18 protein-coding genes and 2 pseudogenes are annotated in these 22097 nt (G+C 71.6%); 3 read left to right on the forward strand and 17 right to left on the reverse strand.

Annotated elements, in window-relative coordinates; all coding sequences use genetic code 11:
* Both AC51EU_RS07490 and AC51EU_RS07495 read left to right on the forward strand, forming a co-directional pair.
* A pseudogene (locus AC51EU_RS07490) lies at nt 1-502 on the forward strand (hypothetical protein); the annotation flags it as partial.
* 109 nt (nt 503-611) lie between these two features.
* Entirely contained in the window at nt 612-1541 is a 930-nt protein-coding gene (locus tag AC51EU_RS07495; protein ID WP_496265889.1) for a DMT family protein, read from the forward strand.
* Here the strand turns inward: AC51EU_RS07495 and AC51EU_RS07500 are convergent.
* From AC51EU_RS07500 to rpsB, 9 genes are all read right to left on the reverse strand, one after another.
* The gene (locus AC51EU_RS07500; RefSeq protein ID WP_496265890.1) at nt 1538-2626 is read right to left on the reverse strand and encodes an ABC transporter ATP-binding protein; all 1089 of its coding nucleotides are present in this window, start codon (nt 2624-2626) and stop codon (nt 1538-1540) included. The genes AC51EU_RS07495 and AC51EU_RS07500 overlap by 4 nt on opposite strands.
* Nucleotides 2627-4294: an ABC transporter permease gene (locus AC51EU_RS07505; protein WP_496265891.1), complete on the reverse strand. Its 1668-nt coding sequence runs from the start codon at nt 4292-4294 to the stop codon at nt 2627-2629. It abuts the gene before it with no gap.
* Nucleotides 4291-5379, reverse strand: a complete 1089-nt coding sequence (locus AC51EU_RS07510; protein WP_496265911.1) for a thiamine ABC transporter substrate-binding protein — start codon at nt 5377-5379, stop codon at nt 4291-4293. The genes AC51EU_RS07505 and AC51EU_RS07510 overlap by 4 nt, the downstream gene beginning before the upstream one ends.
* Nucleotides 5380-5629: 250 nt before the next feature.
* Nucleotides 5630-6736: a dual-specificity RNA methyltransferase RlmN gene (gene rlmN / locus AC51EU_RS07515; RefSeq protein WP_496265892.1), complete on the reverse strand. Its 1107-nt coding sequence runs from the start codon at nt 6734-6736 to the stop codon at nt 5630-5632.
* Between the two features lie 114 nt (nt 6737-6850).
* Complete coding sequence (locus AC51EU_RS07520; RefSeq protein ID WP_496265893.1) at nt 6851-8014, reverse strand: phosphatidate cytidylyltransferase; 1164 nt, start codon at nt 8012-8014, stop codon at nt 6851-6853.
* On the reverse strand, nt 8014-8571 hold the full coding sequence (gene frr, locus AC51EU_RS07525; RefSeq protein WP_496265894.1) for a ribosome recycling factor: 558 nt from the start codon (nt 8569-8571) through the stop codon (nt 8014-8016). The genes AC51EU_RS07520 and frr overlap by 1 nt, the downstream gene beginning before the upstream one ends.
* 175 nt (nt 8572-8746) lie before the next feature.
* Nucleotides 8747-9520 (reverse strand): UMP kinase, encoded by a 774-nt coding sequence (gene pyrH, locus AC51EU_RS07530; protein WP_496265895.1) that lies wholly within the window; start codon nt 9518-9520, stop codon nt 8747-8749.
* A gap of 163 nt (nt 9521-9683) precedes the next feature.
* Entirely contained in the window at nt 9684-10520 is an 837-nt protein-coding gene (gene tsf / locus AC51EU_RS07535; protein ID WP_496265896.1) for a translation elongation factor Ts, read from the reverse strand.
* Nucleotides 10521-10625: 105 nt separating this feature from the next.
* Nucleotides 10626-11501, reverse strand: a complete 876-nt coding sequence (rpsB, locus tag AC51EU_RS07540; RefSeq protein WP_496265897.1) for a 30S ribosomal protein S2 — start codon at nt 11499-11501, stop codon at nt 10626-10628.
* Nucleotides 11502-12811: 1310 nt separating this feature from the next.
* Between rpsB and AC51EU_RS07545 the strand changes: the two genes are divergently transcribed.
* Complete coding sequence (locus AC51EU_RS07545) at nt 12812-13714, forward strand: peptidoglycan DD-metalloendopeptidase family protein (protein ID WP_496265898.1); 903 nt, start codon at nt 12812-12814, stop codon at nt 13712-13714.
* Between the two features lie 338 nt (nt 13715-14052).
* Here AC51EU_RS07545 and AC51EU_RS07550 read toward each other — a convergent pair whose 3' ends face one another.
* From AC51EU_RS07550 to lepB, 8 genes and pseudogenes are all read right to left on the reverse strand, one after another.
* Entirely contained in the window at nt 14053-14592 is a 540-nt protein-coding gene (locus AC51EU_RS07550) for a TetR/AcrR family transcriptional regulator (protein WP_496265912.1), read from the reverse strand.
* Nucleotides 14593-14705: 113 nt separating this feature from the next.
* Entirely contained in the window at nt 14706-15542 is an 837-nt protein-coding gene (gene whiG / locus AC51EU_RS07555) for an RNA polymerase sigma factor WhiG (protein WP_496265899.1), read from the reverse strand.
* A 350-nt stretch (nt 15543-15892) separates the two neighbouring features.
* Nucleotides 15893-17200, reverse strand: a complete 1308-nt coding sequence (dprA, locus tag AC51EU_RS07560; protein ID WP_496265913.1) for a DNA-processing protein DprA — start codon at nt 17198-17200, stop codon at nt 15893-15895.
* Between the two features lie 451 nt (nt 17201-17651).
* Nucleotides 17652-19259, reverse strand: a complete 1608-nt coding sequence (locus AC51EU_RS07565) for a YifB family Mg chelatase-like AAA ATPase (RefSeq protein WP_496265900.1) — start codon at nt 19257-19259, stop codon at nt 17652-17654.
* Nucleotides 19259-19609 (reverse strand): annotated as a pseudogene (locus tag AC51EU_RS07570) (YraN family protein); the annotation flags it as partial. The gene AC51EU_RS07565 and the pseudogene AC51EU_RS07570, both read right to left, overlap by 1 nt.
* 828 nt (nt 19610-20437) lie before the next feature.
* Complete coding sequence (locus AC51EU_RS07575; RefSeq protein WP_003980220.1) at nt 20438-20746, reverse strand: DUF2469 domain-containing protein; 309 nt, start codon at nt 20744-20746, stop codon at nt 20438-20440.
* Nucleotides 20747-20784: 38 nt separating this feature from the next.
* Entirely contained in the window at nt 20785-21297 is a 513-nt protein-coding gene (locus AC51EU_RS07580; protein WP_496265901.1) for an NUDIX hydrolase, read from the reverse strand.
* Nucleotides 21290-22081 carry a signal peptidase I gene (gene lepB / locus AC51EU_RS07585; RefSeq protein WP_496265902.1) on the reverse strand — a complete coding sequence of 264 codons (792 nt, stop codon included), beginning with the start codon at nt 22079-22081 and terminating at the stop codon, nt 21290-21292. Before lepB ends, AC51EU_RS07580 begins: the two co-directional genes overlap by 8 nt.
* Nucleotides 22082-22097 lie beyond the last annotated feature (16 nt).

Here is a 22097-nt window from a genome sequence, read left to right on the forward strand (position 1 = left end):
GACGCTCTTCCGATCTCCGCCGGGGGTGCTGGCGGGCTGGGCGCTGTCGGCCCTCGGGCTCGCGCTGACCGGGCCCGGCCTTGTGCATCTGAGCGGGCGGCTGCTCGGCTCCCGGCAGGCCGGCGGGCTCCGGCTGCTGGCGGGGCGGGTGCTCCAGGAGGAGTCGGGGCATCTGGGCCGTCCGCTCGGGGTGCTGTGCGCGGTGGCGTCGGGCGCGTACGCCGCGGCGGCGGTCTCCCGCTCCGCGCCGTTCCAGCCGTTCGGCCCGCTGACGGCCGTCGGGGTCACCATCGTCGTGGCCTGCGCGCTGGCGAGCGTCCTCGCGGCCGCGGTGGAGGCCCGGTCGGGCCGTGCGCCGATGACGGCCGCGCTGCGCCGGCTCGGCGCCCCCGCCTCGGTGCCACGCCGGGCCGCGGGGCTGCGGGCCCTGGCGCTGCTGCTGGTGGTCACCCCGCTGACCTGGGTCGTCGCCGCGCTCGCCACCGCGCCCCTGGTGAGCTGAGCCACCGGAACCGGTTCGTCCGCCGAGGCAACCTCCGTCCCCCCGTTTCACGTCTGCACTCCCGGACGACGCCGGTGGTACGGCGCGCGGCGGCGAACGGAGCTTTTCGGTGATCATCGGCCTTCTGACGGCCGTGGCGGCGTCGGTCTGCTACGGCACGGGTTCGGTCCTCCAGGCGGTCGGCTCCCGGAAGTCCGCCCGCCGGGAGGCGGCCGTCTCCCCCTCGGCGGGGGTCACCCAGCACGGCGGACCCAGCCTCGCCTCCACCGCGAAGGCCGCCGTGACCTGGGAGTTCATGGTCGGCACGGTGCTGGACGTCATAGGCTTCGCGCTCGGCGCGCTGGCCGCGCGGCTGCTGCCCCTCTTCCTGTCCCAGACGGTGATCAGCGCCAACCTCGTGATCACCGCGGTACTGAGCATCAAGCTGCTCGGCATCCGCCTCTCCCGCGCCGAGTGGACGTCCATCGGCGTGGTGTGCTCGGCCCTCGTCCTGCTGGCCACCGCCTCGGGCCACGAGGGCGGCGGCGACACCTCCCGCACCGCCCACTGGTGGCTGCTGGCCGCCTCGGTCCTGCTGATCGTCCTCGGCACGGTGGCCGTACGCCTGCTCGGCGGACGTGCCGCGATCCTCGCCGGCCTGCTCTCCGGCCTCGGCTTCGGCGCCCTGGGCGTCGGCGTCCGCGTCCTGGACGGCGTGGACCCCTTCCGCCTCCCCGTCCTCCTCGGCGACCCCGCGCTCTACGCGGTCCTGGTGGCGGGCATCGGCGGCATGTACCTGCACACCGTGGCCCTCCAGATCGGCTCGGTGAACGGCGCCACGGCCGCCCTCGTCGTCGGCGAGACCGTGGTCCCCGGCATCCTCGGCGTCCTCTGGCTCGGCGACTCCTCCCGCCCCGGCCTGGCCTGGATGGCCGTCGCCGGCTTCGTCCTGGCCGTCGCGGGCGCCGTCGCGGTGGCCTGGTTCGGCTCTCCGGAGGGCGAGGCCCCCGGGGAGGCCCCGACGGAGGCCGCACCGACCCGGGACAGGGTCGCGTCCTAGCGGCGCGTCCTGCCGTTCCCGTTCTCGTCCCCGTCCGGCAACACCACAACCTCCCCCTCCGCGAAGCGGACCCCCACCCGTGTCCCCGGTTCCGGGGCGTCGCGCAGGGCGCAGGCCGCCTCCAGTGGCGGGGCGTCCTCGGGACGGAGGGTGAGGGCCACGTGGGTGCCGCGGAAGGTGCGGGTGGTGACCGTGCACGGCAGGCCCTGGTCGGCGGGGGTGAGGTGGACGCCGGCGGGGCGGACGAGGAGGCGGCGGGTGCCGTCGGGGGTGGTGTCCGGGACGGGGATCTTGCCCCAGGGGGTGTCGGCGGCGGCGCCCCGTACGGTCGCCGGGACGATGTTGTCGAAGCCGAGGAAGCGGGCGACGAAGGTGCTCGCGGGGCGTTCCCAGACCTCCAGGGGGGTGCCGGTCTGGGCGATCCGTCCGTCGCGCATGACCACGACCCGGTCGGCGAGGGCGAATGCCTCGCCCTGGTCGTGGGTGACGGCGAGGACGGTGGTGCCCAGGGTGCAAAAGAGTTGCCGCAGTTCGCCGACGAGGCGTTCGCGCAGGCCGCGGTCGAGCTGGCCGAGGGGTTCGTCCAGCATCAGCAGCCGGGGGCTGGGGGCGAGGGCGCGGGCCAGGGCGACGCGTTGCTGCTCGCCGCCGGAGAGGGAGGCGACGGCGCGGGGTCCCGCGCCGGGCAGTCCGACGAGTGCGAGCAGTTCGGTGACGGTGCGGTCGGTCTCGGCGCGGCGGGCGCCGCGCATCCGCGGGCCGAAGGCGACGTTCCCGGCGACATCGCGCTGGGGGAAGAGCTGGTGGTCCTGGAACATCAGGCCGACGCCGCGCCGGTGCGTGGGCACATGTGTCTGATCCCGTCCCTCCAGCAGCACCCGTCCCGCGTCGGTGTGCCGGAGACCGGCCACCACCCGGAGGAGGGTGGACTTCCCGCTGCCGCTGGGTCCCAGGACGCAGACGGTCTCGTGGGCGGCGACGTCGAGGTCCACCGCGTCGAGGGCGGGCGGCGCGCCGTCGCCGAAGCGGACGGTCACGCCGTCCAGCCGCAGCAGGGGCGGGGTGGTCTCGGTACGGTCCGTCATCTAGAACTCCCCGGAGGGGTCGGCGCGGAGGCGTTCCAGGGCGAGCAGCGCCCCGGCGCACACCACCATCAGGAGGGTGGACAGGGCCATCGCCTGCCCGTAGTTGAGTTCGCCGGCGCGTCCGAGGAGGCGGGCGACGGCGACCGGGAGGGTGGGGTGGTCGGGCCGGGCGATGAAGACCGTGGCGCCGAACTCGCCGAGGGAGACGGCGAAGGCGAAGCCGGCGGCGATCAGCAGGGCGCGGCGCACCATCGGCAGGTCCACCTCGCGCCACACCCGCCACGGTGAGGCGCCCAGGACGGCGGCGGCCTCCCGCAGCCGTCCGTCCACGGCACGCAGCACGGGCAGCATCGTCCGCACCACGAACGGCACCCCCACCAGTGCCTGGGCGAGCGGGACGAGCCACCAGGAGGAGCGCAGGTCCAGCGGCGGCCTGTCGAGGGTGATGAGGAACCCGAAGCCGACGGTGACGGCGGAGACCCCGAGGGGCAGCATCAGCAGAGCGTCGAGGCCGCGGACGAGGCGTCCGCCCCGGCGGGTGAGGGCGGCCGCCGCCAGTCCGCCCACCAGCAGCGCGATCGCGGTGGCGGCGGCCGCGTAGGTGAGCGAGTTCCCCAGGGCCTCCAGGGGGGCGACGGTGAAGGTGCCGCCGGGGGACGTGGAGCCCAGGGTCTCGTAGTACCGCAGGCCGTGGCCGCCGGGCCCGGCGAAGGACCGCTCGACGAGGACGAGCAGCGGCAGGACGAGGAGGACGGCGATCACGGCGACGACGGAGCCGACCAGCGCCCACTGGCCACCGCCGCGCGGGCGGCGGGCGGTGGTCGCCGCGTCCACCAGCCGCAGGGTGGTCTCCCTGCGGCGGACGGTCCTGGCGTGCAGGGCGAGCAGGGTCAGCACGGCCGCGAACTGGACGAGGGTGAGGACGGCGGCGGTCGGCAGGTCGAGGAAGTCGGCGGTCTGCCGGTAGATCTCCACCTCCAGGGTGGAGAAGGCGGGGCCGCCGAGGATCTGGACGACGCCGAAGGAGGTGAAGGTGAACAGGAAGACCATCAGCGCGGCGGCGGCCACGGCGGGCCCGAGCGCGGGCAGGGTCACCCGCCGCCAGGCCGTGAACCGCCCGGCGCCCAGGACCCGGGCGGCCTCCTCCTGCCGCGGGTCGAGCTGGGACCACAGTCCGCCGACGGTGCGGACGACGACGGCGTAGTTGAAGAACACATGGGCCAGCAGGATCGCCCACACAGAGGTGTCCAGGCGGACGCCCCACAGGTCGTCGAGGAGGCCACCGCGTCCGACGAGCGCGAGGAAGGCGGCGCCGACGACGACGGTGGGCAGTACGAACGGGACCGCGACGACGGCGCGCAGCAGCTGTTTGCCGGGGAAGTCGAAGCGGGCGAAGACGTAGGCGCCGGGCAGGGCGAGGAGCAGGGTGAGGCCGGTGGAGGCGGCGGCCTGCCAGAGGGTGAACCACAGGACGTGCAGGACGTCCCCGTCGCCGAGGACGGCGGTGAGGCGGCCGAACTGCCACTGTCCGCCGTCCCGCAGGCCCCGTCCGACGATCGCGGTGACGGGGTAGGCGAAGAACACCGCGAAGAACGCGAGCGGCAGCGCGATCAGTCCGAGCCGGGCGGCCGCCGTCCGGGCGGGACGGCGGCTCCGGTTCCCGGTCACTTCAGGACGAGCGAGGACCACTGCTTGATCCACTGTTCGCGGTGCGCGGTGATGTCGTCGGGGGCCACCGTCGCGGGCTTGTCGATCACCGCGCCGTAGCGGGTGAACAGCTTCGGAAGGGTGACGTCCTGGCGCGCGGGGTGGACGAACATCTGGAGCGGGACGTCCTCCTGGAACGGCTTGCTGAGCAGGAAGTCGAGCAGCGCCTTGCCGCCCTTCTCGTTCGGCGCGCCCTTGAGCAGGCCGCCGAACTCGATCTGCCGGAAGCAGGTCCCGGTGGCGACGCCGGTCGGCGCCTCCTCGGGCCCGCGCTTCTTGCCGAGCACCTCGACGGGCGGGCTGGAGGCGTAGGAGACGACCAGGGGCCGGTCCCCCTTGCCGCGGCCGGCGGCGGAGCCCGAGAACCGCTCGTTGTACGCCTGCTCCCAGCCGTCGACGACCTCGACGCCGTTGGCCCTCAGCTTCTTCCAGTAGTCCTGCCAGCCGTCCTTGCCGTAGGCGGCGACGGTGCCGAGCTGGAAGGCGAGGCCGGGCGAGGAGGTGGCGGCGTTCTCGGTGACCAGCAGGTTCTTGTAGGCGGGCTTGGCCAGGTCGTCGAAGGTCTTCGGCGGTGCCAGCTTGTGCCGGGTGAAGTAGGCCCGGTCGTAGTTGACGCAGATGTCGCCGTAGTCGAGGGGGGTGACGCGGTGCTGTCCCTTGTCCAGCTGGAGCTGTGCCGGGACCTGGTCGAGGCCCTTGGCGGTGTACGGCGTGAAGACGCCCTCCTTCAGGGCGCGGGAGAGGAGGGTGTTGTCGATGCCGAAGAAGACGTCGCCCTGCGGGTTGTCCTTGGACAGGATCGCCTGGTTGACGGCCTTGCCGGCGTCGCCGCCCTTGAGGACCTTGACCTTGTAGCCGCTCTGCTTCTCGAACGCGGCGAGGACCGACGGGGTGACGTTGAAGGAGTCGTGGCTGACGAGGGTGACGGTCTTCGCGTCCTCGGCGCTGCCGCCGCCGGATCCGCCGCACGCCGTGAGGACGGCCGCCCCGACCGCGGCCGCGAGTACGGCGGCGGCGAGGGTGCCCGTACGGGTCCTGCTGGTGATGCTCACTGGTGTCCTCCTGGCTGGCCAGGACGAGACGCGGCCCTGCCCGGGGCCGTGGGGCGGCTCCGGGCAGGGCACAACAGCATGAGTGACGACCGAACTTCCTACCCGGAATGACCCGGGCGAGGTTCAAGGGTCTGCGGACGCCGTATCGCTACGGCGCCTCCGCACTCTCAGCGCTGTGGCGCTCCCCTGTCGGATGGTGCAAGTGTGATGTTCAGGTGTTCGCCCACACCGTACCAGCGCGGGGTCAGCGCTCGGCCGCCGCGAGCTGGCCGCAGGCACCGTCGATCTCCTGGCCGCGGGTGTCGCGGACGGTCACCGGGACGCCGTGCGCCTCGATGGCCCGGACGAACGCCCGCTCGTCCTCGGGGCGCGAGGCGGTCCACTTGGAGCCGGGCGTGGGGTTGAGCGGGATGAGGTTGACGTGGACGCGCTTGCCCTTGAGGAGGCGGCCCAGCAGGTCACCGCGCCACGCCTGGTCGTTGATGTCGCGGATCAGGGCGTACTCGATGGAGACGCGGCGCCCGGACTTCGCGGCGTACTCCCAGGCCGCGTCCAGCACCTCGCGGACCTTCCAGCGGGTGTTGACCGGCACGAGCGTGTCGCGCAGCTCGTCGTCGGGCGCGTGCAGCGAGACCGCGAGCCGGCAGCTGAAGCCCTCGTCCGCGAACCGCAGCATGGCCGGCACCAGGCCGACGGTGGAGACGGTGATGCCGCGCTGCGACAGCCCCACCCCATCGGGCTCGGGGTCGGTCAGCCGCCGGATCGCGCCGATGACGCGGTTGTAGTTGGCGAGCGGTTCGCCCATGCCCATGAAGACGATGTTCGACAGCCGCGCCGGGCCGCCGGGCACCTCGCCGTCGCGCAGCGCCCGCATCCCGTCGACGATCTGGTGGACGATCTCCGCCGTCGACAGGTTGCGGTCGAGACCGGCCTGGCCGGTGGCGCAGAACGGGCAGTTCATCCCGCAGCCGGCCTGGGAGGAGACACACATGGTGACGCGGTCGGGGTAGCGCATCAGCACGGACTCGACGAGCGTGCCGTCGTGCAGCCGCCAGAGCGTCTTGCGGGTGGTGTCGTCGTCACAGGAGATGTGCCGTACCACGCTCATCAGCTCGGGCAGCAGCTCCGTCGCCAGCTTCCCGCGGGCCGCGGCCGGGATGTCGGTCCACTGCGCCGGATCGTGCGCGTACCGGGCGAAGTAGTGCTGCGACAGCTGCTTGGCGCGGAACGGCTTCTCCCCGAGGGCGGCGACCGCGTCACGGCGCTCCTCCGGGGTGAGGTCGGCAAGGTGCCGCGGGGGCTTCTTGGCCCCGCGCGGCGCGACGAATGTGAGTTCTCCGGGCTTAGGCATGGTGGGTCCAGTGTCGCAGACCCGTCCGGGTGACCCGTTCCTCTCGGTCGCGGGGACGGCGAGGGGCCCGCGGGTCACGGCCTGCGGGCCCCTCGGACGGTGCGGCGGGGGCGGTCAGCCGCTGCCCACGAAGACGACGAGGAGCAGCCAGACGACCGGGGCGGTGGGCAGCAGGGAGTCGAGGCGGTCCATGATGCCCCCGTGGCCGGGGAGGAGGGTGCCCATGTCCTTGATGCCGAGATCCCGCTTGATCATGGATTCGCCGAGGTCACCGAGGGTGGCGCTGACGGCGACGGCGAGACCGAGGAGCAGGCCCTGCCACCAGGCTCCGCCGGTGATCAGGAACTGGGTGCACAGCGCGCCGGCGATCATCGCGAACAGCACCGCGCCGATCAGGCCCTCGCGGGTCTTGCCGGGGCTGATCCTGGGGGCGAGCTTGTGGGTGCCGAAGCGCCAGCCGACGGCGTAGGCGCCGGTGTCACTGACGACGGTGAGCAGCAGGAACGTCAGGACGCGCTGGGGTCCGTCGTCGGCCGCGAGCATCAGCGCGACGAACGTGGCGAGGAACGGCACGTAGAAGGCGGCGAAGACGGCGGCCGTGACGTCCCGCAGATAGTTGCCGGGCGAGCCGGTCATGCGCCAGACGACGACGGCGAGGGCGGTGAGCGCCATCGCCACCCACGCTCCCTCGGGGCCGCGCAGGTATCCGGCGACGACCATGGCGACGCCGCCGACGGCGAGCGGCACCAGCGGCACCTGGATGTCCTTGCGCTCCGCCAGCCGGGAGGTCAGCTCCCACAGGCCCACGACGACGGCGAGGGCTATCACGCCGATGAAGACGGGCTTGTAGACGAAGAGGGAGGCGACGATGACCGCGCCGAGGCCGACGCCGACCCCTATCGCGGCCCGCAGATTGCGGCCGGCGCTCTTCTTCCGGGGCTGCTGTGCGTCCTGCGGGCCGTGGGGCCCCAGGGAGCCTGGGTGCGAGGTGGACATGGGCTCCTGCGGCTTCTCGTCGCGGAACAGGGGGCCGCTCGGTCGAGCGGCCCCCCGGTCGTCCCGCTGGTCCCGGTCATCCCGGCTGACCCTGTGGTCGTCCCGGTGTCCGCCGGCGTCGGTCACCACGGGCAGGGGACGGGTCTGCGCCGCCCCGCCGCCGTCGTGCACGAGGCCCGCCGGGGCGGGGGACGCCGTCCCGCCCCGTACGGGGGCCGGTCCCGTCTGGGGCGGCCCCCGGTGGGCGGCGCCGGGCGGGGCCGCCCAGGATGACTCGTTCATCAGACCTCTAGGAGCTCGGATTCCTTGTGCTTGAGGAGTTCGTCCACCTGCGCGACGTACTTCGCGGTGGTGTCGTCGAGCTCCTTCTCCGCGCGGCGCACCTCGTCCTCGCCGGTCTCCTTGTCCTTGACCAGCTTGTCGAGGCTTTCCTTGGCCTTGCGGCGGACACTGCGGATCGAGATCTTCGCGTCCTCGCCCTTGGTCTTGGCGACCTTGATGAAGTCCTTGCGGCGCTCCTCGGTCAGCTCCGGGAACGTCACGCGGATGATGTTGCCGTCGTTGCTCGGGTTGACCCCGAGGTCGGAGTCGCGGATGGCCTGCTCGATGTTGCGCAGCGCGCTCTTGTCGAACGGCGTCACGACGGCCATCCGGGGTTCCGGCACCGAGAACGACGCCAGCTGGTTGATCGGCGTCATGGCGCCGTAGTAGTCCGCCACGATCTTGTTGAACATCGCCGGGTGCGCACGCCCCGTGCGGATCGCGGCGAAGTCCTCCTTGGCGACCACGACGGCCTTCTCCATCTTCTCCTCGGCTTCGAGGAGGATCTCTTCGATCACCACTTGCTCCTGGTCTTTTCCGTAAGAAGCAGAGCCTCGCCCCTGCCGCGCGTCTTCTCCTGCACGGTGTCCGACCGGCAGGCGGTTGTCCATCCCCGCCCCGGGTCCGCCCCGGGTGAGGGGACCGCCGCGGGTGAGGGGCGAACCCCGCACGCCGCAGCGGTGGTTGGGGCCGTCAGGCCCGGGTGCCCTGATCGCTGACGAGCGTGCCGATCTTCTCACCCTTGACGGCGCGCGCGATGTTCCCCTCGGCGAGCAGTTCGAAGACGAGGATCGGAAGCTTGTTGTCGCGGCACAGGGTGATGGCGGTGGCATCGGCGACCTTGAGGTCGCGGGTGATGACCTCGCCGTATTCGAGGGCGTCGAACTTCACCGCGTCCGGGTTCTTCTTGGGGTCGGAGTCGTAGACCCCGTCCACGCCGTTCTTGCCCATCAGCATGGCCTGGGCGTCGATCTCCAGGGCGCGCTGTGCGGCGGTGGTGTCGGTGGAGAAGTACGGCATGCCCATGCCGGCGCCGAAGATGACGACCCGGCCCTTCTCCAGGTGGCGCACCGCGCGCAGCGGGATGTAGGGCTCGGCGACCTGGCCCATGGTGATGGCGGTCTGCACGCGGGAGTCGATGCCCTCCTTCTCCAGGAAGTCCTGGAGGGCGAGGCAGTTCATGACCGTTCCGAGCATGCCCATGTAGTCGGAACGGGCCCGGTCCATGCCGCGCTGCTGGAGTTCCGCGCCGCGGAAGAAGTTACCGCCGCCGATCACCACGGCGATCTCGTAGCCGTCGCGTACCACGGCGGCGATCTCGCGTGCGATCGCGTGCACGACGTCGGGGTCGACACCGAGCCCACCGCCGCCGGCGAATGCCTCGCCCGACAGCTTCAGCAGGAAGCGTCCCCTCCCGCCACTGTGGGCATTGCCAGCTTTGTCCGAGCCGTCGGCACCGTGATTCATTGAGCTTCTCCTCGTGCACATACGAAGAAGGCCATTGCCGTGGGTCCGGGTCAGATCCCTGTGCGGCAATGGCCTCCTCGTCACATCTGCGGCCGGCCGGTGAGCGGCCGGCTGCGTACGACCCTAGCGGGGTCGCAGGTCATTCGCTGCCTTGGCGGCAGGCTCAGATGCCGACCTTGATGCGCGAGAAGCGCTTCAGGGTGACACCGGCCTCCTGGAGGACCTTCTCCACGGACTTCTTGTTGTCGAGCGCGTACGGCTGACCGAGCAGCGTCACGTCCTTGAAGAAGCCGTTGAGGCGACCCTCGACGATCTTCGGCAGGGCGGCCTCGGGCTTGCCCTCGGCGCGGGTGGTCTCCTCGGCGACGCGGCGCTCGGCCTCGACGACCTCGGCCGGGACGTCGTCCTTGGAGAGGTACTTCGGGGCGAACGCGGCGATGTGCTGCGCGATGCCCTTGGCGACCTCGGCGTTCTCCTTGTCGAGCTCGACGAGGACACCGATCTGCGGCGGCAGGTCAGGCATGGTGCGGTGCATGTACGCCGTGACGTAACCGTCGGAGAACTGCGCGAAGCGGTCCAGGACGATCTTCTCGCCCAGGTTGGCGTTGGCCTCGTCGACGTACGCCTGGACGGTCTTGCCGGCCTCGATCTCGGAGGCGAGCAGGGCCTCGAGGTCGGCCGGGTTGGTCTTGGCGACGTGCGCGGCCAGGGCGTTGGCGACCGACTGGAACTTCTCGCCCTTGGCGACGAAGTCCGTCTCGCACTTCAGCTCAAGGATGAGGCCGGAGGCGTTGTCGTCGGCGATCAGGGAGACCACGGCGCCGTTCTCGGCGGAGCGGCCCTCGCGCTTGGCGACGCCCTTCTGGCCCTTGACGCGCAGGACCTCGACGGCCTTGTCGACGTTGCCCTCGGCCTCTTCCAGGGCCTTCTTGCAGTCCATCATGCCGGCGCCGGTGAGCTCGCGAAGCTTCTTGACGTCAGCGGCGGTGTAGTTCGCCATGGTCTGTGAATCTCTTCTCGGAATCGCGGAGTCGAAAGATCTACGGGTGGCGGCGGGGGCGGCGCTCGTGGCGCCCTCCCCCGCCGTCATCAACCGGTTTCGAGGTCAGCCCTGCTCGGCCGGCTTCTCGGCCTCGGCGGCCGGAGCCTCGACGGCCGGGGCCTCGGCGGGCTTGTCCTCGGCCTTGGGGGCCTCGTCGGCCTTCTTCTCGCCCTCGAGCAGGTCGCGCTCCCACTCGGCCAGCGGCTCGCCGGCCTTCTCGCCCGGCTTCTGGTCGCCGGTCGCGGCGCCGGAGCGGGCGATCAGGCCCTCGGCGACGGCGTCGGCGATCACGCGGGTGAGCAGGGTGACGGAGCGGATCGCGTCGTCGTTGCCCGGGATCTTGTAGTCGACCTCGTCCGGGTCGCAGTTGGTGTCGAGGATCGCGACGACCGGGATGTTGAGCTTGCGCGCCTCACCGACGGCGATGTGCTCCTTCTTGGTGTCCACGATCCAGACGGCGCTGGGCACCTTCTGCATCTCGCGGATACCACCGAGGGTCTTCTCCAGCTTGGCCTTCTCGCGGGAGAGGACCAGGAGCTCCTTCTTGGTGAGGCCGGAGGCGGCCACGTCCTCGAAGTCGATCTGCTCGAGCTCCTTGAGGCGCTGCAGGCGCTTGTAGACCGTCGAGAAGTTGGTCAGCATGCCGCCGAGCCAGCGCTGGTTCACGTAGGGCATGCCCACGCGGGTCGCCTGCTCCGCGATGGCCTCCTGGGCCTGCTTCTTGGTGCCGACGAACATGACCGAGCCGCCGTGGGCGACGGTCTCCTTGACGAACTCGTAGGCGCGGTCGATGTACGACAGCGACTGGAGCAGGTCAATGATGTAGATGCCGTTGCGCTCCGTGAAGATGAAACGCTTCATCTTCGGGTTCCAACGGCGGGTCTGGTGCCCGAAGTGGACGCCGCTCTCCAGCAGCTCCCGCATCGTGACGACGGCCATGGCCGTACTCCTTGTTTTTCCCGGTTCCACCACGACCGGTCGGCCGCGGTGCCTGACGCCCCGACGCGCCTACCGGGGAGGGAACCGTGCGGAACCTTCCGAGGACCGAGGGGCGCGGCCGTCGTGCTGCCCTAAAGGGACTGGTGCACTGACAGCGGGGCGTGCGAAGTCGACCCGGTGACCCGGATCGCCACCAGAAGTGTACGGGACGGGCGATGCGCCGGGCGACACGCGCCTTTTGACCACCCCGGAAAGTCCCCGCCACGACGCCCCTACCCCCTTCCTTCACCGGATCGGGTGAAGAAGTTGTCCACAGCCCGCCACTTGTCCACAGAAAAGGACCAAGATCCCCGCCGCCGCGCCGAGCACGTCACCGTCTGTGCATGCGAGCGGAACGGAACAGGGTCGGGCGGGCGGTCATGGGTGTACGTGGGGTGGTGGCAGCGGCAGTGGTGGGGCCGGTGTGGGGTTGGGGGCTGGTGCAGGGGTGGTCGGCGGAGTGGGGGTGGCTTCGGGGACGACGGGTGCGGGCGGGGGCTCCGGCTCGGGCGTGGCCTTGGGGACGCGTACGGGTGGGGGCTCGGCGGAGGCTACGGCTTCGGGACGGGGTGGGCGCTCGGCAGAGGCTGCGGCTACGGAATGGGGTACGGGCACAGGCCCGGACTTGGGAGTCGCCACGGGCGCGGGCATGGCTGCGGTGGAGCGGGAGGCGCTGGCAGGGGTGCGGTTGCGGGACGACGTCGTCTCCGCGCTCCTCATGGCCCTACCCGCCGGGGGCGTACGCGCCGACAACGTTCGTACCGGGGACCAATGCGGCAGAGTCCTGCCCTTCAAGAGCGAGCACGCCAGAGCCCCGCATTCCGTGGGCACGCCTACCGGAGACGCACCTGCCGAGGGCGTACTTGTCCGGGGCGTCTCTGTCGGGGGACACGGTCGGCGCCTTCCGCGACCGAGGAGTTCCGAGCGACGCACGGACGCTCCAGCCCCTGGGATGGTGCCTGCTGTGCCGCTCGGGCCGGCGCCTGGCGCGCCGCCGCGGCCGGGGGCGGGCGATCTGTCAGCGCTGGGGCGCGACCGTCCCTTATGTCATCACCGGGCGAACTCTGCTCCCGCCCCTCCCCTACCTCCCCTTCCCTCTGCCCCGCCCGCAGTGGTCTCCGCTGGCCTGGCCCCGACCGCAGCAGTCAGCCCCCGACACCGCCCCGGGCTGCTTCTTCCCACGGCATGGAGCGACCACCTGGCCGTCCCGTGCCCCGTCCCTTCTCCTGCCCGCCCGCCTCGCTGTCTTGGGCGCCCTCGCGTCAGCCCTCATGACCGTCGCGTCACCCGCCCTCGCAGCGGATCACGCCCGGCCGACTCCGAGACCCGCAGAAACCGCCCGCGCAGCCCCCGTCACCAGCTCAGGCACCCCCAGCCCCTCACCCTCGAAAACCTCCGGTGCCTCTCCCGGCGCCTCCGGTGCTTCCGATGGCTCCGGTCGCTCCTGGCCCGTGGACGGCACGGGTGGCCTCCCTCCCCAGGTACTGCGCGGCTGGGAGCCTCCGCCCTCACCCTGGGCAGCGGGGCATCGCGGTGTCGACCTGGCGGCGACGGTCGGCGCGACCGTAAGGGCGGCCGCCCCCGGCCGTGTGGCCTTCACCGGCACGGTCGCCGACCGAGGCGTCCTGACCATCGAACTGTCCGACTCAGGACAGCCTCCCCTCCGCACCACGTACGAACCGGTACGCCCCACGGTCCGGAAAGGCGACCACGTCACCCCAGGCCAACCGGTCGCCCTGCTACAGAACGGCCCGTTCCACTGCCGCGAACCGTGCCTCCACTGGGGTCTCCTCCGCGGAAGGACATACCTGGACCCGCTCTCCTTGCTCCCACCGTCCCTCCTCCACGGAGGCCCGTCCCGCCTCCTCCCCGTCTTCGGCATCCCGCTACCACCGTCACCGCCGACGCCACAGACACCCGCCCGTTTTCTGCCTACCGCGGTCCGCGCGGGCCACTCGGATCCGCCGACGTCGGCCCTACTCGGCGCAATCCTCCTGGCCACGACAGCGCTATGGGTCGGACACCGTTCGAGGTGGTCCGTATTCGAGAGACGCCACGGGCCACGACCAGGCAGAGCGCGGGACCGTCGCCGGGTCCTTCCTGGAGCATCGGCACGCGCGCCGCAGCGCCCTCCGGAAACGGTCGGCGAAAGACGATGCCACCGGCCGGGATGAGGGCGCAGCGCTAAGCGCCGAACACGAGAAAGCAACAGAGCGCGCCGAGAAGCGAGGAAGGCAGGAGCAGAGAACGAAGAAAGAGGCACAACGCCGGAACAGCACTGGGTAGCGAGACGGCACGAAGGAACGGTCCGCAGGCACCCGGCGCGGCTGACCGGTGCCGCTGGCACCTGGGCACCAAGCGGAAAGGCGCAGCCCCGTCACGCCGCGCGCCGCTCAGGCGGTCTCGCAATCAGGCAGAACGACGCAAAAGGAGGGCGAGGAGCGGAGGCGGGACGGGGGCGGATGGGGAGGGGCGGGGTGGGAGGGGGGAGGCCCCCGAGGAGTCTCCCGAATCAGCCCCGAACGCCCCGCAGGACCATCGCCACCGCTGCCTCCGTGATCTCCTCTGGGTCCTCCGCCGCGCCGAGTTCGATGCGGCGGACCGCGGCGTCCACGATGCCCTGGAGAAGCATGGCGGCCAGTCGTGGCTGCTCGTGGCCGAGGCCGGCGAGCGCCTCGACGATCATGGCGATCAGTCCGCCGTGCGCCGCACGGATCTTCTCCCGGGCACCGGCGTCCAGCTCGCCCGCCGAGATCGCGACGACGGCGCGATGGCGCCGGTCGCCGACCAGGGCCAGCTGCTGGCGCACATACGCCTCGATCTTCGCCTCGTCCGTGTCGACGCGCTCCATCGCCGCCTCGATCTCCGCGGCCCACACCGGGAAGTCGACGGCGCACAGCTCCTCCACGACGGCCGCGCGGGAGCGGAAGTACTCGTACACGGAGGAGCGCGCGAGGCCCGTACGCTCGGCGAGGGCGGGGAAGGTCAGCGCTTCCGTTCCGCCTTCGGACAGCAGGGTGCGGGCGGCGTCCAGAAGGGCGCCACGCTGCATCGTCCGGTGCTCGGCCACTGAGGCCGCTCGAATCCTTGGCACCTCACCACTGTACGGATGACGGGTCCGGAGCGGCACTCCGCATCGCCACTCGGGCGATCCGGGCCGGCAGGTCAGCGTCCGACGTCGGCGAGTTTGGCCCTCAACTGGAGTACTGACTTGGTGTGGATCTGGCTCACCCGGCTCTCCGTGACGCCGAGGACATTGCCGATCTCGGCCAGCGTCAGGCCCTCGTAGTAGTACAGCGTGACCACGGTCTTCTCGCGGTCGGGCAGGGTGTTGATCGCCCGTGCGAGCAGTCGGCGCAGCTCCCGGTCCTCGGCGATCTCGACGGGGTTGTCGGCGGCCGTGTCCTCCAGCGTGTCCATCAGGCTGAGGCGCTCGCCGCCCTCTCCTCCTGCGTGCAGAAGGTCCTCCAGCGCGACCACGTTGGCGAGGGACAGCTGGCTGAAGACGCCGTGGAGCTCCTCAAGTGCGATGCCCATTTCCTCGGCGACCTCGGCCTCGGAGGGTGTGCGGCGCAGCCGGGCTTCGAGGGTGGCGTAGGCGCGTTCGACGGCTCGGGCCTTCTGGCGGACGGAGCGCGGGATCCAGTCCAGTGCCCTCAGCTCGTCGATCATGGCGCCGCGGATGCGCGTGATGGCGTACGTCTCGAACTTGACGGATCGTTCCGGCTCGAACTTCTCGATGGCATCGATGAGCCCGAACACCCCGGAGGAGACGAAGTCGGCCTGCTCGACGTTGGACGGCAGGCCGACGCTCACACGGCCGGCGACGTATTTGACGAGCGGTGAGTAGTGCAGGATCAGTTGTTCCCGCAGCCGCCCGTCGCCCGACGCCTTGTAGGAGCGCCACAGCTCGTCGAGCGAGCTGGGCGCAGCGGGGCGCACGCTGCCGCACGCGGCCGGTGGTGCCGTCGCGTGGTCAGGCCCGGAGGTGTGCTGGGGCATTCGTCGCCTTGGGTCGTTCTGCCGAAACGCGGGTGATGGATGTATGACGATTGAATCGACTGTGAGCGTAGCGTGACCAATGTGTCGCAGTGTGCAAGGAGGTGGGGTTGCGATGTGCGCAGATACGTTCCGCTGCCCGCACCTCAGGGTTACCTCCCGTGACAAGGAGCCCTTCAAGGCAGTTCCGGGCGACCACCGGCACCTGCGGACACCGATGGCGACACGCCGCGCGGCGGGGTCCGAGCACACCAGGCCCCGGCATGTGTGTGCGGCGGACCCCGGTGCGACGAAGGGTTGCAAACCTGGATTCTGCGGTCATTCCTCTCACCTTTTCACCCGTTCGCCCCGGGTCAAGTACCGCCTCGCCGTGAGGACCGCGCGCCCCCGGCGCGTCGCACCAACTCCCAAAGGTCACCACACCTTTGAACAAACCCCAGGGCGCACAGCTCCTGGAGCTTCGCCTGGGCGACGTCGCGGGGAGTGCCCGATTCCCTTGCGAGGTGGGCCGCATCGGCTCCGCCTCGTGCGGGCAGGGCTTCCAGCACGCGGGCCGCGGTGGGTTCCAGCAGGTCGCGGGCGAGGACCGGGGCTCGGGGTTCCGGCGCGAGGTCCCCGATGCTGCCGACGAGTTCGACGATCTCGTCGGCGCTGGTGACCACTGCGGCCTCGCCGCGCAGGAGTTGGTGAACGCCGGCGGAGAGTCCACTGGTGACGGGGCCCGGTACGCCCATCGTGACGCGCCCGAGGGCCTGGGCCCGCCGTGCGGTGACCAGTGAGCCGCTGCGCAGTTCGGCTTCCACGACGACGGTTCCTCTCGTCAGCGCGGCGATGACCCGGTTCCGTTGGATGAAGCGGCTTCGCGTCGGGTGGTCGCCCGGTGGCAACTCCGCTACCACCACGCCTTGTTCGGCGATCCGTCCGATCAACTCGGTGTGCCCGCCGGGGTAGAAGCGGTTGACGCCGCAGGCGAGGACGGCGATTGTGGCTCCGTCGGCGGCCAGTGTTCCCCGGTGCGCCGCGCCGTCGACTCCGTAGGCCGCGCCCGAGACGACGGTCCAGCCCCGGTCGGCGAGGCCCGTGGCGAGGGTGGCGGCGAGGTGTGCGCCGTATTCGGTGCAGGCACGGGCGCCGACGAGGGCCACGGAGCGCAGCGCCCAGAGGCGGAGGTTGGCGGTGCCTCGGACCCACAGGCCGATGGGGCGGCTGTCGCCGAGATCGTCCAGTTGGCGCGGCCACTCGTCGTCGCCGGGGCAGACGAACCTGCCGCCCAGCGTGTCGACCGCCGCTAGGTCTCCGTCCGGGTCGGCCCGTCCGGCCCGTAGCCGGAGGCCGGCCAGTTTGTTGCTGCTCGCGCCAGGGGGCGGAGCCTCTTCCCCGGACAGCGCTCGCCAGAGCGTCGTGGGGCCCATCTCCCGGAGCCAGCGTCCGGCTGTTTCGTCCCCCGGCTCGATGATGCGACTCAGGGCGGCACGTGCCACGCGGTCGGGGTCGGAGCGGGGGTCGGGCCGGCCCTCGGAGTGTGGTGTGTCCGGTGGTCGGGGTTTCTGCTCCGGGAGGAGTGCGGCAGGGGCGGCGTGGGAGCCCGTGCCCGGGGGTTCCTGATCGCTCGTGTGGCATCGGGTACGGGCTCGGGTGTCTGACTCGCTGGTCTCGGCCAGGCATTCCCTTCGTCCGGCCGTAGATCGAGTGGTCGACTGCACGGGGTTGGGCATGGTCATCGTGTTCCTTCCGTGGCGTTCCTCATGTGGTGTGCCTCTCGTGGCGCTGGGGATTCGCCCTGGCGCGTAGGTCGTCAGCCGCATGCCGGCAGGACCATCGGAGAGCGGTCCCGTCGCTTGTGCGATCCGGCTGCTCCTCCCGACAGAGGCGTATGCCTGGCCCTGCCGACGGCATCCCCCAGCCCATTCAGCACTTCGGCCCCTCAAGCAGCGCCTATTCCGGAGCGGCGCCTTTCTTGAGGTGTGGGTGACCGTCCACAACACTTCCGCCGTTCAAGGCGCGTCCCGGCCCGCGTATCTCCGTCCACGCAGATCCCCAGTACCGCAGCGCATCGCGGCAACTCCCTCTGGGCCACAAGCAACGTCCGACCCCGCGTACACCTGCGTCGCTTCACGACAGCGCCTCCGTCCGTACGCCGCGGCGTACGCCGGTGCGGAGTTCCAGGGCCCAGTTGACGTCCTCGGCGGTGGGGCGGTCGCGGCCGGCTAGGTCGGCGGCGGTCCAGGCCACACGGAGGACGCGGTCCAGACCGCGGGCGGTGAGGAGGCCGCACTCCAGGTCACGTTCGGCCTGGGTGAGTGCGTCGGGGCTCACCTGCCAGCGGGTGCGGAGTTCATGGCCGGGGACCTCGCTGTTGGTGCGCCACGGCGTGCCGGTGTAGCGGTGCGCGGCGCGTTCGCGGGCCGCACGGACGCGTTCGGCCACCGTGGCGCTGGATTCCGCGCCGCGGCCGAACGCGATGAGTTCGGAGTGGGCGACCGGTTCGACCGTGACTCTGAGGTCCACCCGGTCCATCAGGGGGCCGGAGAGCCGTGCCTGGTAGCGGCGGATCGTGGAGGGCCGGCATTCGCAGCCGCCGCCGATCGTGCCGTGCCTGCCGCAGGGGCAGGGGTTCGCGGCGAGGACGAGCAGGAAGCGTGCGGGCATCCGCATCATCCCGGCCGCGCGGGCGACCACGACCTGTCCGGATTCCAGTGGCTGGCGCAGGGCGTCCAGGACGCGGGCACTGCACTCGGCGGCTTCGTCGAGGAAGAGCACGCCGTTGTGGGCGAGGGACGCGGCGCCGGGGCGTGGCATTCCGGTGCCGCCTCCGACCAGGGAGGCCATGGTGGCGGAGTGGTGGGGTGCGCAGTAGGGCGGGCGGTCGACGAGGGGTTGTCCCGGTGGGAGGGTGCCGGCGATCGAGTGGACGGCGGTGACCTCCAGCGATTCCTTCGGGGACAGCGGTGGCAGCAGGCCGGGCAGGCGCTCGGCGAGCATGGTTTTCCCTGCGCCGGGTGGTCCCTTGAAGAAGAGGTGGTGGCGTCCTGCGGCGGCGACCTCCAGGGCGCGGCGGGCGTTGTGCTGGCCCGCGACGTCCGCGAGGTCGGAGGTACGGCCGCTGGCCGGCAGGCCCGCGCCGACGCCGGTGCCGGGTACGGCCAGTCCCGCCAGGAGCGGATCGAGGCGGCCGTCGCCCGGGCGGTCCTCTTCCTCGGGGACGGGTTCGTCGGCGAGGACGGCGATGAGTTGGCGCAGGCTGCGGACGCCCAGGACGGAGACGCCGGGGACGAGTGCGGCTTCGGCGACCATCGGTTCCGGCACGACGACCTGGCGGTATCCGGCGTCGGCGGCGGCCAGGACGGCGGGCAGCACACCGCGTACGGGGCGGACGCGGCCGTCGAGACCGAGCTCGCCGATCATCATCAGGTCGGCGATGACGCGGGGGTCCAGGCGCTCGGCGGCGCCAAGGACGGCGCAGGCCACGGCCAGGTCGAATCCGCTGCCGCTCTTGGGCACGGACGCCGGGCTGAGACCGATGGTGAGTTTCTTCTGCGGCCATTCGGCACCCGAGTTGGCGACGGCGGCCCGGACTCTGTCCTTGGATTCCGCCAGGCTCTTGTCGGGGAGGCCGACCAGGGTGAAGGCGGCGACTCCGGGCTCCAGATCGGCCTGGACCTCGACGACCACACCTTCGACCCCGACCAGGGCGACCGAGCAGGTTCGGGCGAATCCCATCACGCCACCCCCCTGACGTGTTCGACGACGGGGGCGCCGCGGGTCGGGAGGAGTACGCCGACGAGGTCGATGCGTACGCCCCCGGGCGGCGGTCCGCCGTGCCGTGCGAGCCAGTGTTCCGCCAGGAGGCGCAGGCGTTGGGCCTTGGCGGGTCGTACGGCTGCCATGGGGTGCTCGTGGCCTGCGGCGCGGCGGGTCTTGACCTCGCAGATGACCAGGGCGTCCGCGTCCGCGGCGACGATGTCGATCTCGCCCTCGCGGCATCGCCAGTTGCGGTCCAGGATGCGCATGCCGCTCTCGGTGAGGCGGCGGGCCGCCAGGTCTTCCCCGTAGCGGCCGAGGGCGCGCCGGGGGTCGGTCGGTCCGGTGGGTTCACGGGGCGGTGGTGCCGGGCGCGATCCGGGACCCCCGCCGCGGGTTCCGTGGGGTGAGCCTCGCTTCCTTCTGCGGCTCCGTTGCCTCGTCGCGGCGGGGCGTGGCGCGTCGGCGTCCGGTCGGGTGGGAGTCCCGGTGACGGTCTCCTGCGTGCCTCCGATCAGCACGGAGCCACCGGTCGTCCCCTCGTCCGCCCTGAGCGCCCCCTCGTCTCTTCCGGCCCTCATCCCCCGGGTTCCCCGGGGCAGCCGCGTCGGCATGCCATCCGTGCGGTGTTCGTTTCGTGTGGCGGGTTGTGTGGCGTTCATGCCGTACCACCTCCGCCACTGACTGTGACGGCTCCGCGTCAGATTGTTGGATCTTGGTGGATAACCCTCTGGTTGTGGATAACTCGCTCACCCGAACGGGTACCGCTCACCGGTCCGCTCAGCGCTCACCCACACGTGGCAAGAGTGGCGGCGTCCATGACTCGGGCCCCGTTCCGTCGTTGGGCAGGGCGTGCGCAAGAGATTGCGGGTCTGGGCAGGAACGGGACCGAGCACGCGACGGCGGGCCGGGAGCGAGCATACGGTGACCGAAGCGCCGGTCGTGCGCGAGCGGCACGCGGGGCGCGAGGGGCGCGAACGGCACCAGAGGACGGCGGACGGACGGCAGCGGCCACTCTCAGTGCCGTGGACAGCCGCGAAAAGATCGCACGTCGCCGTTGCCCCGCGGCCCGCACCCGTCACCGCACAACGCCCCGATCCACCCCACCCGCCAACGGCCACCACCACCCCGGCCGCCCACGGGGTCGCCCCGCCCCGTCAGCTCCCGGGCAGGTCAAGATCGCTCTTGTTGAGCTCCTCGATGTTCACGTCCTTGAACGTCAGGACGCGGACCTGTTTCACGAAGCGGGCCGGGCGGTACATGTCCCAGACCCAGGCGTCGGCCATCGAGACCTCGAAGAAGACCTCTCCCTGGACGGAGTGGACCTGCATCTCGTAGTCGTTGGTGAGGTAGAAGCGCCGTTCGGTCTCGATCACGTATTTGAACAGCCCGACGACGTCGCGGTACTCCCGGTAGAGCTTCAGCTCCATCTCGGTCTCGTACTTTTCGAGGTCCTCGGCGCTCATGGCAGATCCCCTTCAGCCGTGCGTCCCCCCATTGTGCGTCAGGCCCTTTCGGTCTCCAGGACCAGTGGCGCGCCGGGGGGTCCTTCGTCGAGCAGTGTGCGCAGCAGCCCGGCGAGTCTGGTCGGGTACACCGTCTCATGTGTCGCCGACAGTTCCTCCGCGGTCCACCATCTCAGCCCCGAGACGCTGCGTCGTTCCAGGTCGGTGTGGCCGTCGGTGCGCGTGGCGGTCCGGTCGGTACGTCCCAGGTAGTACCACTCGTCCTGGTCCCACCGGCGGCCGTCGAAGGGGAAGGAGCAGCGGCGTTTCCACAGGAGGGGCCCGAGGGCCGCGCCGGTGATGCCGGTTTCCTCGGCGAGTTCCCGGTGGGCGGCCTCCTCGTGGCTTTCCGTGCCCTCCAGGCCGCCGCCGGGGGTGAACCACCAGGTCTGGGCCGGGTCGTCCGGGTCGAAGCCGTGCAGGAGCAGGACGCGGTCGTCGGGGTCGAGCAGGATGATGCGGGAGACCTGTCGTACGCCCGTGCCGGGGGCCTGTGTGGCGGGTTCAGCCATGGGCGTGTCCGTGTTCCTCGGTGCGGGTCGCTGGGGTGCCGGTGGGGCTCTCGTCGCCATTGTGGCCCCGGCGTCGTGTGCGGCGGGTGAGGGGGCCGTGGGCGGCGCCGCCCAGGATGAGGACCGCTCCGGCGGCCGTCGCGAGGAGGAGGGGGCGCAGCGGGCCGGTCCGGGAGATGCCGCCGGGCAGGTCGGCGAAGCCTTCCGCGGGGGCGGTCATGCCGAGGTCACCAAGGGGCCAGGCGCGTGCGTCGACGCGGGCCTCGACGGCTTCGCGCGCCACGGTGCCGTGCTCGCCGTCGGTGGTGTGGGCGCGGGAGTCGACCGAGTCGTTGCGGTGGTCGCCGAGGAGGTAGAGCTGGCCGGCCGGGACCTTGGCGGCGAAGCCGGTGGGCGAGGCCAGGCGCGGGTCCTGGAGATACGGTTCGTCGACCGGGGTGCCGTTGACCGTGAGCTTTCCCTTGGTGCAGCAGGCGACGGTGTCGCCGCCGACGCCGACGACGCGCTTGACCATGGGGAGGTCGCCCCAGACGCCGTCCCGGAAGACGACGATGTCGCCGCGGCGGACGGCGGAGGCGTCGATCCGTTCGGCGAGGACGCGGGCGCCGGGGGCGATGGTGGGCGCCATCGAGTCGGTCGGCACGGTGTAGGGGCGGTAGAGCAGGGCCGTCCATACGAAGCCGCCCAGGAACAGCACGCAGCCGACGGCCACGGCCACGGCGGACAGCACACTGCCCGGAGTGCGGCCGTGGCCGTCGCTTCGGTGTTCCTTGCTGCTGCTCATCCCAGCGCTCCCACCC

This window comes from Candidatus Streptomyces philanthi, from assembly GCF_059553635.1.

Coding starts and splice junctions, on each gene's coding strand:
- AC51EU_RS07500 (WP_496265890.1), bottom strand. CDS start 2,626: ATGACGGACCGTACCGAGACCACCCCGCCCCTGCTGCGGCTGGACGGC.
- rlmN (WP_496265892.1), bottom strand. CDS start 6,736: ATGCCTAAGCCCGGAGAACTCACATTCGTCGCGCCGCGCGGGGCCAAG.
- AC51EU_RS07520 (WP_496265893.1), bottom strand. CDS start 8,014: ATGAACGAGTCATCCTGGGCGGCCCCGCCCGGCGCCGCCCACCGGGGG.
- pyrH (WP_496265895.1), bottom strand. CDS start 9,520: ATGAATCACGGTGCCGACGGCTCGGACAAAGCTGGCAATGCCCACAGT.
- tsf (WP_496265896.1), bottom strand. CDS start 10,520: ATGGCGAACTACACCGCCGCTGACGTCAAGAAGCTTCGCGAGCTCACC.
- rpsB (WP_496265897.1), bottom strand. CDS start 11,501: ATGGCCGTCGTCACGATGCGGGAGCTGCTGGAGAGCGGCGTCCACTTC.
- AC51EU_RS07545 (WP_496265898.1), top strand. CDS start 12,812: ATGACCGTCGCGTCACCCGCCCTCGCAGCGGATCACGCCCGGCCGACT.
- AC51EU_RS07550 (WP_496265912.1), bottom strand. CDS start 14,592: ATGCAGCGTGGCGCCCTTCTGGACGCCGCCCGCACCCTGCTGTCCGAA.
- whiG (WP_496265899.1), bottom strand. CDS start 15,542: ATGCCCCAGCACACCTCCGGGCCTGACCACGCGACGGCACCACCGGCC.
- AC51EU_RS07565 (WP_496265900.1), bottom strand. CDS start 19,259: ATGGGATTCGCCCGAACCTGCTCGGTCGCCCTGGTCGGGGTCGAAGGT.
- AC51EU_RS07575 (WP_003980220.1), bottom strand. CDS start 20,746: ATGAGCGCCGAGGACCTCGAAAAGTACGAGACCGAGATGGAGCTGAAG.
- AC51EU_RS07580 (WP_496265901.1), bottom strand. CDS start 21,297: ATGGCTGAACCCGCCACACAGGCCCCCGGCACGGGCGTACGACAGGTC.
- lepB (WP_496265902.1), bottom strand. CDS start 22,081: ATGAGCAGCAGCAAGGAACACCGAAGCGACGGCCACGGCCGCACTCCG.